At 75.8% G+C, this 12,450-nt stretch carries 10 protein-coding genes; 4 read left to right on the top strand and 6 right to left on the bottom strand.

Annotated elements, in window-relative coordinates:
- Positions 1-14: 14 nt before the first annotated feature.
- From GWJ10_RS02550 to GWJ10_RS02535, 4 genes are all read left to right on the top strand, one after another.
- Positions 15-446: a globin gene (locus GWJ10_RS02550; protein WP_163184895.1), complete on the top strand. Its 432-nt coding sequence runs from the start codon at positions 15-17 to the stop codon at positions 444-446.
- Positions 447-588: 142 nt separating this feature from the next.
- Positions 589-1,437 carry an acyl-CoA thioesterase II gene (locus tag GWJ10_RS02545; RefSeq protein ID WP_240696775.1) on the top strand — a complete coding sequence of 283 codons (849 nt, stop codon included), beginning with the start codon at positions 589-591 and terminating at the stop codon, positions 1,435-1,437.
- A gap of 33 nt (positions 1,438-1,470) precedes the next feature.
- Positions 1,471-2,460, top strand: a complete 990-nt coding sequence (locus tag GWJ10_RS02540) for a DNA topoisomerase IB (protein WP_163184892.1) — start codon at positions 1,471-1,473, stop codon at positions 2,458-2,460.
- Positions 2,457-4,070 carry an SDR family oxidoreductase gene (locus GWJ10_RS02535; protein WP_163184776.1) on the top strand — a complete coding sequence of 538 codons (1,614 nt, stop codon included), beginning with the start codon at positions 2,457-2,459 and terminating at the stop codon, positions 4,068-4,070. Before GWJ10_RS02540 ends, GWJ10_RS02535 begins: the two co-directional genes overlap by 4 nt.
- 34 nt (positions 4,071-4,104) lie before the next feature.
- Here the strand turns inward: GWJ10_RS02535 and GWJ10_RS02530 are convergent, their stop codons facing one another.
- The 6 genes from GWJ10_RS02530 to GWJ10_RS02505 all read right to left on the bottom strand — a co-directional run bounded on the left by GWJ10_RS02530 (position 4,105) and on the right by GWJ10_RS02505 (position 12,442).
- Positions 4,105-4,602, bottom strand: a complete 498-nt coding sequence (locus GWJ10_RS02530) for a thioesterase family protein (protein WP_043658693.1) — start codon at positions 4,600-4,602, stop codon at positions 4,105-4,107.
- A gap of 137 nt (positions 4,603-4,739) precedes the next feature.
- On the bottom strand, positions 4,740-6,494 hold the full coding sequence (locus GWJ10_RS02525; RefSeq protein ID WP_163184774.1) for a GTPase: 1,755 nt from the start codon (positions 6,492-6,494) through the stop codon (positions 4,740-4,742).
- Entirely contained in the window at positions 6,491-8,578 is a 2,088-nt protein-coding gene (locus GWJ10_RS02520) for a GTPase domain-containing protein (protein ID WP_163184772.1), read from the bottom strand. The genes GWJ10_RS02525 and GWJ10_RS02520 overlap by 4 nt, the downstream gene beginning before the upstream one ends.
- A 144-nt stretch (positions 8,579-8,722) precedes the next feature.
- Complete coding sequence (locus GWJ10_RS02515; protein WP_163184770.1) at positions 8,723-9,676, bottom strand: aminoglycoside phosphotransferase family protein; 954 nt, start codon at positions 9,674-9,676, stop codon at positions 8,723-8,725.
- A 267-nt stretch (positions 9,677-9,943) separates the two neighbouring features.
- On the bottom strand, positions 9,944-11,626 hold the full coding sequence (gene ettA / locus GWJ10_RS02510; protein ID WP_076406694.1) for an energy-dependent translational throttle protein EttA: 1,683 nt from the start codon (positions 11,624-11,626) through the stop codon (positions 9,944-9,946).
- Positions 11,627-11,761: 135 nt separating this feature from the next.
- Positions 11,762-12,442 (bottom strand): single-stranded DNA-binding protein, encoded by a 681-nt coding sequence (locus tag GWJ10_RS02505; RefSeq protein ID WP_163184768.1) that lies wholly within the window; start codon positions 12,440-12,442, stop codon positions 11,762-11,764.
- Positions 12,443-12,450 lie beyond the last annotated feature (8 nt).

Genomic DNA, 12,450 nt, shown 5'->3' with positions numbered 1-12,450 from the left:
TGCCCGTCGCCGGACTGTCGAACGGCGCGCCGGCCGGCCCCGCGGGCGCGACCGCGCCGGTCCGCCCGAGCCGCACGTTCTACGACGAGGTCGGCGGGCACGAGACGTTCGTGCGTCTCGTCGACGCGTTCTACGAGGGCGTCGCGGACGACCCGGTCATGCGGCCCATGTACCCCGAGGAGGACCTCGGCCCGGCGCGCCGGCGGCTCACCGCGTTCCTCGAGCAGTACTGGGGCGGCCCGACGACGTACAGCGAGCAGCGCGGCCACCCGCGCCTGCGCATGCGGCACGCGCCCTTCAAGGTCAACCCCGACGCGCGCGACCGCTGGCTCGCGCACATGCGCGCCGCCGTCGACACCCTGGACCTGCCGCCGATCCAGGAGGCGACGCTGTGGGACTATCTGGAGCGCGCGGCGCACTCCCTCCTCAACACCTTCGAGGACTGACCGACCCGCCGCCCGAGCGAAGGAGCCCCCACCCGTGACCCCCGAGCCCACCCCGCCGTCGACCTTCTCGGCCTCCCCCGGCCCGACGTCGGACGCCGCCCCGCGCGAGCAGGTCCCGAACCCGCTGCACCACCTCCTCGACGTGCTGCGCCTCGAGCGGGTCGGCGACGGCGACGGGTCGGCCGCCGACCCGGAGCACTTCCGCGGGGTTTCCGTGCACCAGCCGACGGGCCGCGTCTACGGCGGGCAGGTGCTCGCGCAGGCGGTCCTCGCCGCGGGCCGCACGGTCCCCGAGGGCCGGCTCCCCCACTCGCTGCACGGGTACTTCCTGCGACCCGGCGGCCTCGACGTACCGATCGACTTCGCGGTCGAGCGGCTGCGCGACGGGCGCTCCTTCAGCGCCCGCCGGACGCACGCGATCCAGCACGGCAAGCCGATCCTGTCGATGATCTCCTCGTTCCAGGAGGAGCAGGGCGGCATCGAGCACGCGTCCGAGATGCCCGCCGCCCCGGCCCCCGAGGAGGTGCCGTCCGCGCTCGACGTGCTCGGCGGCATCGACCACCCCATCGCGCGGTTCTGGTCGCACCACTCGGCGTTCGAGCTGCGGCACGTGGGCGGGTCGCTCTACCTGCACCCGGACCACGAGCCCAAGGACCACCAGATGGTGTGGATGCGGGCGCGCGGCGACGTCGGCGAAGACCAGCTGCTGCACCGTGCGCTCATGGCGTACGCGTGCGACCAGGTCATGCTCGAGCCGATCCTGCGCCAGGCGGGCACGAGCTGGGTCACGCCCGACATGTCGATCGCGAGCCTCGACCACGCGATGTGGTGGCACCGCGACGTGCGCGTGGACGAGTGGCTGCTCTACGTGCAGTCCGCCCCGAGCGCCCAGGGCGGACGCGGGCTCGGCGCCGCGCGGGTGTTCGCGCAGGACGGCACCCTCGTCGCGTCGATCGCCCAGGAGGGCATGGTCCGCCTCCCCGCGCTCTGACGGGCGACGGACGCGCGTCGGCCCGACACTGTCCTGGTGCGACTGCGCCGCGTGACCGTGACCTCGCCGGGGTACACCCGCCGCCCGAAGGGCGACGCGTGGGTGTTCCTCGACGTCGAGGGCCTGCCCCTGGCCGACGAGGAGGAGGTCGCGCGGTGCGAGCGCCTCGCCGTCCCGCCCGCGTGGTCCGACGTCTGGATCTGCCGGTACCCCAACGGGCACATCCAGGCGTTCGGCCGGGACGTCGCCGGGCGCGGCCAGTACCTCTACCACGAGCAGTGGCAGGTGCGGCGGGCCCGCCGCAAGCACGACCACGTGCTCGACGTCGGCCGTCGCCTGCCCGCCGCCCGGCGCCGGGTCGCGCGCGAGCTCGAGCTCCCCGGCATGTCGCGCGACAAGGTGCTGGCGCTCGCGTTCCGGCTGCTCGACCTCGCGTACTTCCGGGCGGGCGGCGAGATCTACGCGAAGCAGAACAACAGCTACGGCCTCGCCACGATCCGCAAGGAGCACGCGCGCGTCCGCCGCGACGGGAGCGTGCACTTCCACTACCCGGCGAAGTCCGGCCAGGTGCGTGACGTGATCGTCGACGACCCGGTGGTCGCCGAGCTCGTGACGACGCTCAAGCGGCGCCGGGGCGGCGTCGAGCTGCTCGCGTGGCGCGACGCGGACGCGACCGGCAGCGCGGTGTGGCACGACGTCACGAGCGCCGACGTCCAGGCCGGCATCAAGGAGCGCCTGGGCGACGACGCGACGCCCAAGGACTTCCGCACGTGGCACGCGACGGTGCTCGCGGCGCGCGCGCTGGCCGACGCCGGCACGGCGCCCGCGTCCGAGCGCGCCCGGCGCCGCGTCGTCACGGGGATCGTCAAGGACGTCGCGGAGGAGCTCGGGAACACGCCCGCCGTGGCGCGCTCGTCGTACATCGACCCGCGGCTGTTCGACCTGTGGGAGCGGGGCGAGACCATCGGGTCGACGCGCTCGCAGGCGCGCGCCGAGCGCGAGGTCCTGGAGCTCCTCGGATGAGGGCCGCGGTCACCGGGGTCACCGGGTACGTCGGCGGGCGGCTCGTGCCCGAGCTGCTCCGTGCCGGCTTCGAGGTCCGTGCGCTCGCCCGGCACCCCGAGCGGCTCGCGGGCCGCGAGTGGGCGGACGACGTCGAGCTCGTCGAGGCGGACGCGAGCGACCTGGACCAGATCCGGGCGGCGCTCCAGGGCGCCGACGTGGCGTACTACCTCGTGCACTCGCTCGGCACCGGGCGCACGTTCGAGGTCCGCGACCGGCGCACCGCGCTGACGTTCGCGCGCGCGGCGCGCGAGGCCGGCGTGGGGCGCATCGTCTACCTCGGCGGGCTGTTCCCCGACGTGCCGGAGGGCGAGCTGTCGCCGCACCTCGCGTCGCGCAAGGAGGTCGGGGAGATCCTGCTCGCGTCGGGCGTCCCGACGACCGTCCTGCGCGCCGCGGTGATCCTCGGCTCGGGCTCCGCGTCGTTCGAGATGATGCGCTACCTCACCGAGCGGCTCCCGGCCATGACGACCCCGAAGTGGGTCGACAACCGCATCCAGCCGATCGCGGTCCGCGACGTGCTGCGCTACCTCGTCGGCTCGGCCTCGATGCCCGACGACGTGTCGCGCGGCTTCGACATCGGCGGCCCCGACGTGCTCACCTACCGCGACATGATGCAGCGGTACGCGCGCGTGGCGAACCTCCCCCGACGGCGCATCGTCAGCGTGCCGGTGCTCACGCCCCGGCTGTCGTCGCACTGGGTCGGGCTCGTCACGCCCGTGCCGAGCGGCATCGCCCGACCCCTCGTCGAGTCGCTCCAGCACGAGGTCGTGTGCCACGAGCACGACATCGCGCAGTACGTGCCCGACCCGCCCGAGGGGCTCATCGGGTTCGACCGGGCCGTCGAGCTCGCGCTGGAGCGCATCCACGACGGCGAGGTCACGACGCGCTGGTCGTCGGCGTCGGTGCCCGGGGCGCCGTCGGACCCGCTGCCGAGCGACCCCGACTGGGCGGGCGGCTCGCTCTACGTGGACGAGCGCCGCACCGTCGTGGACGCACCGCGCGAGGTGCTCTGGCGCGTGATCGAGGAGATCGGCGGGCAGGGCGGCTGGTACTCGTGGTCGCTCGCGTGGCGCGTGCGCGGCCTCATGGACCGGGTCGTCGGCGGGCCGGGCCTGCGCCGCGGCCGGCGCGACGAGCGCTACCTCCGCGTCGACGACGAGCTCGACTGGTGGCGCGTCGAGGCGATCGAGCCCGGGCGTCGGCTCCTGCTGCGCGCCGAGATGCGGCTCCCGGGCCTCGCGTGGCTCGAGCTGCGCGTCGACGAGGCGGCGGCCGAGCTCCCCGACGCGACCGACCCCGACGCGCCGGGTCCCTCGCCGCAGGACGCCAGCGGGCCGGGCCGGACCTACTTCGCGCAGCGCGCGCTGTTCCACCCGCACGGGCTCGCGGGCCAGCTCTACTGGTGGGCCGTCAAGCCGTTCCACGGCGTGGTGTTCGGCGGGATGCAGCGCAACGTCGCCGAGGCCGCCGAGCGCGCCGCGCGCAGCGGTCGCCCCTCCGCGGACCGGCCGCGTGAGGACGGACGCGACGACGGGCCGGGCGCGGGACCCGGTCGAAGGACGGGCTGACCGGAGCGGCGACGCACGCCGCCGCTCCGAGGGCTCAGCGGCGGCGACGGAACGTCAGCGGCTCCTCGACGAACGGCTCCCACGCCGCGCGCTCGGCCTCGCTGATGCGCCGGGGCGAGCCCGTCGCGGCGTCGACCACGACGATCGTCGTCGCGGCCTTCGCGTACGGGGCGCCGCCCGAGGTGGGGCCGGTGCGCTCGAAGCGCGCTGCGCCGTCGTGCACCTCGTAGCAGACCTCCAGACTGGCCCCGCCGAGGTGCCCGATCCACAGCTCGACGCGGACGGGCGTGCGCGTGAAGCCGAGCGGGCGCAGGTACTCGATCTCCTGGCGCGCGACGAGCGTGTGGCTCGTCGCGTGCGGGCCGGTCTCCAGGACGGCCGTCGGCCAGGCGTCCTCGCCCGCGTCCGGGTGGGTCCAGAACGCGGTGATGCGGGCGTCCTCCAGCAGGCGGAACATCTCGACGTTGTTGACGTGCGCGTACGCGTCGAGGTCCGACCACCGCAGGGAGACGGGGACGTGCAGACGGGTCATGGAGGGTCCTCTCGCTCGACGGTGCGGCCCGGCGCGACCGGCGGGACAGGTGCCCCGGTCACCGGACCGGGTCCATTCTCCACCGGCCCGCCGACCACGAGGCTCCTCCGCGCCGAGCACGCCTGGAGGTCGGACGGTCAGGACGCGGCGACGAGGGCCGCGGCGCGGCAGCTCGCGAGCGCGGAGAGCTCCTCGCCCACGGGGAGCCGCACGAGCCGGTCGGCCACCTGGCCGACGGCGTCGCGCAGCCGCCGTCGGGCGCGCGCCGCCCGCCGTCGTCCGCCCACCGCGGCCGCGACGCGGGACACGAGCGCGACGAGCACGCCCACGACGATCCCGCCGAGCGCGAGGAGCGTCGGCCACGGCAGCTCCGGGGCGCCCGGGCCGCCGAGCGTGAGGACCGGCGTCGGCGGCTCGGGCAGGCGCAGGTAGGTGAACCCCCACAGCGCGGCGAGCCACAGCAGGCCCACGACGAGCGCCGCGAGCACGAGCCACTGGAACGCGCCGACGACGCGCCACCACACCGGACGGCGGGCCGCCTCGAGCTCGGTCCCCGCGACGGCCTGGTCGAGCGCGTCGGCGAGGTCCGCCGCACCCTCGGACGCCCGACGGCGCACGACGAGCGCCCAGTCGTCCGGCACGCCCGCGGTGGCCTCGGCCGCGTAGTCGCGCACCGCCGTCTGGGCGCCGGCCCGCAGCGCGGCGCCGACCGCCGGGAGCGAGGTCCGCACGAGCTCGGGCCGGCTCGCGGTCTCGCCCGTCCCCAGCTCCTTCGCCGCCCGCGCGCGGGCCGAGCCCGGCGCAGGCCCGGTGCGCAGCCCGATGCGGCGCAGGGGGTCGGGCCGGAACCGGCCGACCCAGCGCGTCACGGGCCAGCCCGTCGCGGCGCGCGCGTCCCGCACGGCCGAGCCGCGCACGGCGGCGACGACCGTCGGGACGCCCGCCGCGGCCTCCAGGGCATCGACGAGGCCGTCGCGCGCGCGGCGCGCCGCCCGCTCCGGGACGGGCTCCCCGCACGCCGCCGCGACGCGGCGCGCGACCGCCCGCACGTCCGCCGCGAGCCGGTCGTTCGACGCACGCCGCCGGGCCGCGGCGTCCGCGAGCAGCCCCCGCAGCTCGTCCAGCCCCTGGCCGGTGCGGGCCGAGACGCCGAGCACGCGCGCGTCGGCGAGCCCGTCCTCGGCCGCGAGCCGGCGCAGGTCGGCGAGGCACGCGTCGGCGTCGGCGGGCGTGAGCCGGTCCACCTGGTTGAGCACGAGGACGACGACCGACCCGTGCCCCGCGAGCGGGCGCAGGTAGCGCTCGTGCAGCGCGGCGTCCGCGTACTTCTGCGGGTCGACGACCCACACGAGCAGGTCGGCCCGCTCGACGAGGCGTTCCGCACGCACGCGGTGCTCGACGACGACCGAGTCGTGGTCGGGCAGGTCGAGCAGCACGAGGCCGCTCGTCAGCTCGCCCGCGCGGCGACCGCGCAGGAGCGCGCGCAGGCCCCCGCCCGCGCGCGCGTCGCCCGGGTCGCCGGACGTGAGCGGGGTGCCCATCTCGTGCCGTCGCCGCACCTCGAGCCAGTCGAGGAGGGCGGCCGGTCCCGCCGGGCCGGCGGCCGGTCCCGACGCGCCCCACACCGCGGCGAGCGGGTGGGACGTCGTGGGCCGCTGCACCCCGACCGTCGCGAGCTCGGTGCCCGCGAGCGCGTTGAACACCGACGACTTGCCGGAGCCGGTCGCGCCCGCGAGCGCGACGACGGTGTGGTCGGCCGAGAGCCCGGCCCGCTCTCGCGCGCGGGCGACGACGGTCCGCGCGTCGGCGAGCAGGTCGGCGTCGACGCGCCCCTCCCCCGCGCGCACGGCGGTCTCCAGCGCGGTCGTGCGCGCCGCGAGGTCGATCGTCATGCCTGCTCACCCCCCAGCAGGCGGCGCCAGAATCCCGGCCGCCGGGCCGGCTCTGCCGCCTCGTCCCCCGGCGCGACCGCGGGCTCGTCCGGAGGCGGCGGGGTCCACCCCGCGCCGCGCAGGAGGCGCGCGGCGTGCCGGCCCACGGCGGTCCGGCCACCGTCCGCACCGGCCGCGACGGCGGGGCGTGCGGACCGCTCGACCCGGGCCGCGGCCTCGACCGCGCGCGCCGCCTCGAGGACCGAGCGGGCGGTCTCGTCGGCGTCGGCCGTCCCGAGCGCGTCGAGCTGCGCGGTGTAGCGCAGCGCCTCGTCGTCGAGCACCACGCGCACCCGCTCCGCGAGCCGCTCGCGCGCGGTCCGCGTCAGACGCCGTACGGCGTCGTCGCCGAACACGGCCTCCAGGAGCTTCTGCGCGAGGATCGCCGTCCCGCCCGCGATCCCGACCTCGGCGCCCGTCAGACCGCCGGTCGAGGCGAACACCACGACCATGAGGCTCAACCCCAGCCCGTTGATGCCGAAGGACAACGCCCGCGCGGCGCCGCGCTTGCCCGCTCCCTGCTCGCGCACGAGGTCGAGGACGTCGGACTGCCAGCCCCGGATCTCCTCCGCGACGCGCGCCCGCACGCCCGCGGACGACCGCGCCAGGTCGAGCCCGTCGAGCAGGGCCGACCCCGCGGGGTCCGCGCGCCACCCGCCGTAGGCGCGCTCGGCCGCGACGTCCGTCGCGTCCAGGACCACCGCCTCCAGGCCGTGCGCGATCGCCTGCTCGACCTGCGGCGCCTGCGCCGGCCGCCCGCGGAAGAACGCCGCGAGCGCGTCGCGGACCCGACCGACGCCCTGCTCGACGGAGCGGAACAGCTCGCTCGTGCCCACGAAGTCCTGCCAGCGCGCGAGCACCTCGCCGCGCAGCAGCGCCCCGTCGCTCGTCGCCGCGTCCACGGTCGTCGCCGCCTCGTCGTACGCGCGCTCGACGACGGCGCGCAGGCGCGCGTCCGACGCCGCCTGCGCGTCGGCCGCACCCGCCACGAGGACCGACCGGCGCACCAGGTCGTCCACGACCCCGTCGCGCGTCGCGGTCGCGACCCGGTCCCGCTCGTCGCCGTCCGCCCCGAGCGCGGACAGCCACGACGCCACCGCGGCGACCGCCCGCTCGGGGAGGAAGCCGTCGACGAGCTCGGACTCTCCCACGACGAAGAGCGTCGCGGCGTCGAGGCCGTTCTCGTCCATCATCCGGCGCAGGTCGTCCGCCACGGCCTCGGTGCCCGGGTCGACCCGGTCGAGGACCATCGCGACCTGCGCACGGCGCTCGGCGGCACGGTGCAGGAGGTCCCACGGGACGGCGTCGGCGTAGCGGGCGGCCGTCGTGACGAACAGCCACAGGTCGGCCGCGGCGAGGAGCTGCGCGGCGAGCTCGCGGTTCGCCGTCTCCACGGAGTCGACGTCGGGCGCGTCCACGAGCGCGAGGCCCTGCGGCAGCGCGTCGCTCGCGACGAGGCGCAGCGTGCGCGTCGGGTCGGGCGGCGTGGCGGGCTCGCCGGGCCTGGTCCCGGTACCGGGACCGGTCGCGGTTCCGGGGGCTGCGGACCGGGTGCCGTGCTCGCTCACGCGCGCGAGCCCGGGCAGCACGCGGTCGGTCGAGAACCAGCGCTCGTCGAGCGGGTGGTGCACGAGGACGGGCGCACGCGTCGTCGGGCGCAGCACGCCGGGCGCCGAGACGTGCTCGCCGAGGAGCGAGTTCACGAGCGTCGACTTCCCCGCTCCGGTCGACCCGCCGACGACGACGAGCAGCGGCGCCGCGTGCGAGCGCAGCCGGGGCAGCAGGTAGTCGTCGAGCTGATGGACCGCGAGGCCGAGGTCCTCGCGCGCGAGCGCCGCACCGGGCAGGTCGAGCGGGAGGCGCGTGGCGGCGAGCCGCCCCCGCAGGATCTCCAGCGCCTCGACGAGCCCCGTGGTCGCCGAGGCGCTCGCCGCGACCCCGCCGGCGCGCGGGCCGTCGGGGCGCGTGCCGTCGGGGCGCGGGGCGTCGGGGGTCGGCGCGTCCGGACGGACCGCGTCGTCTCCGGAGTCACCGCTGGCCGTCATCCCGTCAGTCTGCCGGAATGCCGCTGGCCAGGCCCGATGGGACACGGCACGGCCGTCCCCCGCACCCGGCGAGATCGACGCGCACGGGTCGAGACCGCCCCTACGAGGGTCGACCGCGACCGCACGAGCCGGTCCGGCGGAGGGTCACTCCTCCGGGCGGTGCCGGAGCCACGCCACGCCGACCTCGGCCTGCGCCCGCTGGAACGCGCGCAGGTGCGGGATGCCCGGCGGCGCCGGGTCGAGCGACGACTTGAGGAAGTAGCCGGTCAGCGCAGCGAGGTAGGAAGTCACCGCGTCGGGCTCGACGTCGCGCGGCAGAGGGTGACGCCGCAGCACCTCCTCGGGCGGCGGACCGCCCTCGACCTGCACGGCCGGGAGCATGCCGACCGCGTCGCAGAACGCGGCACCCCGCGCGGCGCACGGCCAGTCGACCGCGACGGCGGCACGGTCGACGAGCACCGTGTTGTCGCCGCGGAGGTCGCCGTAAACGAGGTGGTCCCCCGCCGTGGCCTCGGGCCACGCCGCCGCCAGCACGGCGAGCCCGTCGACGCGGTCCGCGACCCACGGGTCGTACGTTCCCAGGCCCGCCGGACGACGGTCCGCGAGGTCCTCCCACTCGCGCCACTCCACCGTGTCCGCGAAGCGCGGGAGCAGGGAGTCGGCGGGCACCTCGACCTCGCCGATCCGGCGGGCGAGGTCCGCGACCGCCGCGAGCTCGTCGTCGCGCCACGGCGTGGAGACGGCCCGGCCGGGCACGGCGTCGAAGGCCAGCGCGACCCAGGTCCCCGCACCGTCGAGGTCGTCGTCGAGCACCCAGCGGAGCGCAGGCGCCGGTGTCCCGGCGGGCAGCGCCCTCGCGGTCCGCGCCTCGAGCCGGTACAGGTCGGCGGTGAAGGGGTGCTCGGGCCCGACCGCCTTGACGAACACGTCGCCCGCGTCGGTCCGGAGCGTCGACGCGAGCCCCTGCGAGTAGCCGCCGTCGTGGCTCGTCCAGCCCGAGACGCCGGCACCCAGCCAGGTCTCGACGGCAGCGCGGACCGCCGCCGGGAGGTCGGGCCAGGAAGGGCGCACGCGCGAGGGGGCGAGGTCGAGGGTCATGCCGAGGGATCCTCGCGACCTCCGACGGGCGGCGTCAACGCCCTTCCGCGTCGCCGAGCCGCCACGGACGGCGGGACGGTCCGTCCCGCTGGACCGCCGAGGTCCTGACGGCGGGGCGCCTGGAGGTCTGGACGGGCCGACGGCTCGCGAGCCCGACGGCACAACCTTCCCGCCGGCTCGGCCGGCCAGGACGGGCCCGGACGCGCGGACGCCGGGCGGGAACGGGTCCCGCCCGGCGTCGTGGCCGAGCCGCGCGACGACGGTCGCTCAGTCGCGCGTGAGCTTGCGGTACGTCACGCGGTGCGGGCGGGCCGCCTCCGCGCCGAGACGCTCCACCTTGTTCTCCTCGTAGGAGGCGAAGTTGCCCTCGAACCAGTACCAGCTCGCCGGGTTCTCCTCGGTGCCCTCGTACGCGAGGATGTGGGTCGCCACGCGGTCGAGGAACCACCGGTCGTGGGACACCACGACGGCGCAGCCGGGGAACTCGAGCAGCGCGTTCTCGAGCGAGCCCAGGGTCTCGACGTCGAGGTCGTTCGTCGGCTCGTCGAGCAGCAGGAGGTTGCCGCCCTGCTTGAGCGTGAGCGCGAGGTTGAGGCGGTTGCGCTCACCACCGGACAGCACGCCCGCAGGCTTCTGCTGGTCCGGGCCCTTGAACCCGAACGACGCGACGTACGCGCGTGACGGGATCTCGACGTTGCCGACCTTGATGAAGTCGAGGCCGTCGGACACGACCTCCCACAGCGTCTTCTTCGGGTCGATGCCGCCGCGCGACTGGTCGACGTAGGAGATCGACACGGTCTCGCCGACCTTGAGCTCGCCGCCGTCCAGCGGCTCGAGCCCGACGATCGTCTTGAACAGCGTCGTCTTGCCGACGCCGTTCGGGCCGATGACGCCGACGATGCCGTTGCGCGGCAGGGTGAAGCTCAGGCCGTCGATGAGCTGGCGGCCGTCGAAACCCTTCTGGAGGTTCGTCGCCTCGAGGACCAGGTTGCCCAGGCGCGGGCCCGGCGGGATCTGGATCTCCTCGAAGTCGAGCTTCCTCGTGCGCTCGGCCTCGGCAGCCATCTCCTCGTAGCGGGCGAGACGCGCCTTCGACTTGGTCTGGCGGCCCTTCGCGTTCGAGCGGACCCACTCGAGCTCGTCCTTCAGGCGCTTGGCGAGCTTGGCGTCCTTCTTGCCCTGGACCTGCAGACGCTCCTGCTTCTTCTCCAGGTACGTCGAGTAGTTGCCCTCGTACGGGTAGAGGCGCCCGCGGTCGACCTCGCAGATCCACTCCGCGACGTGGTCGAGGAAGTAGCGGTCGTGCGTGACGGCGAGGATCGCGCCCGGGTACGTCGCGAGGTGCTGCTCGAGCCAGAGCACGGACTCGGCGTCCAGGTGGTTCGTGGGCTCGTCGAGCAGCAGGAGGTCCGGCTTCTCGAGCAGGAGCTTGCACAGCGCGACACGGCGTCGCTCACCACCGGAAAGCACCGACACGTCTGCGTCCGGCGGCGGGCAGCGCAGCGCGTCCATCGCCTGCTCGAGCTGCGAGTCGAGGTCCCACGCGTCGGCGGCGTCGATCGCCTCCTGGAGCGTGCCCATCTCGGCGAGGAGCGCGTCGAAGTCCGCGTCGGGCTCCGCCATGAGCGCGGAGATCTCGTCGAAGCGCTGCTTCTTGGCGAGGATGTCGGCAACGGCCTCCTGGACGTTGCCGAGCACCGTCTTCTCCTCGTTGAGCGGCGGCTCCTGCAGCAGGATGCCGACGCTGTACCCCGGGGAGAGGCGCGCCTCACCGTTCGAGGGCGTGTCCAGGCCGGCCATGATCTTGAGGATCGTGGACTTCCCGGCGCCGTTGGGGCCCACGACGCCGATCTTGGCGCCGGGCAGGAAGTTCAGGGAGACGTCGTCGAGGATGACCTTGTCTCCGTGCGCCTTGCGCGCCTTGTACATGGAGTAGATGAACTCAGCCACAGCCTGTCGTTCCACCGTTTCGGTCGGGAGAGGTACGGGATTCGTCGACCACTCAGCCTACGCGGTCGGGCCGCCGGGACGCGCCCGACGGCGCCGCGACCGGTCGAAGGTCACGACGCCGCCCCGTCCCACGGCTCAGGCGGCCGCCGTCGCGCTCCCCTTCCGGGCGGTGCGGGCACGCGGCGCGCGGGCACCCGACGCGTCGGGCTCCCCGCCCAGCGCTGCGGCGACGTCCGCCGCCGCCCACGGGTCGTCGTCGGCAGGCTCGTCGAGCGCGGGCTCGCCGGGGACGGGCTCACGGCCGCCGACGCCCGGCCCCGCGCCCGACTCGACACCGCCCGAGGTGTCGGGCACCCCGGTCGGGTCGAGCGTGCCGGCGGGGGCGGGCGGGTCGCCGTCCGCCACGTCGGCGGGGCCGCCCTCGGTGCGGCGCGTGGCGTCCTCGTCGCGGCGGTGCACCGTGCGTGTGAACCGCGCCTCGCCGAGCGTGAGGTCCGGGCCGAGCGCCGTCGCCTCGACGACGAGGCTCGTGCGCGGGCCGTCCGGGCCGTCCCACTCGTCGAGCGAGAGCCGGCCCGTGACGACGACCGGGTCGCCCTTGTGGAGCGAGAGCGCGACGTTGCGCGCGGTGTTCTTCCACGCCTTGACCGTGAACCACAGCGTGCGGCCGTCGACCCACTCGCCGCGCTCGCGGTCGAGGTAGCGCCGGGTCTGGGCGATCCGGAAGCTCGTGAAGTCGTTGCCCGACTGCGAGCGGAACAGCGTGGGCGTGGTCGCGACGAAGCCGGACAGCGTGACCGTGACGTCACCGGGCATGGTTCCTC

It is taken from the genome of Cellulosimicrobium sp. SL-1 (genome assembly GCF_011033075.1).
GTDB classification, from domain to species: domain Bacteria; phylum Actinomycetota; class Actinomycetes; order Actinomycetales; family Cellulomonadaceae; genus Cellulosimicrobium; species Cellulosimicrobium funkei.
The sequence above is the reverse complement of the archived record's forward strand: the minus strand, read 5'-3'. Positions and strand labels throughout refer to the sequence as shown.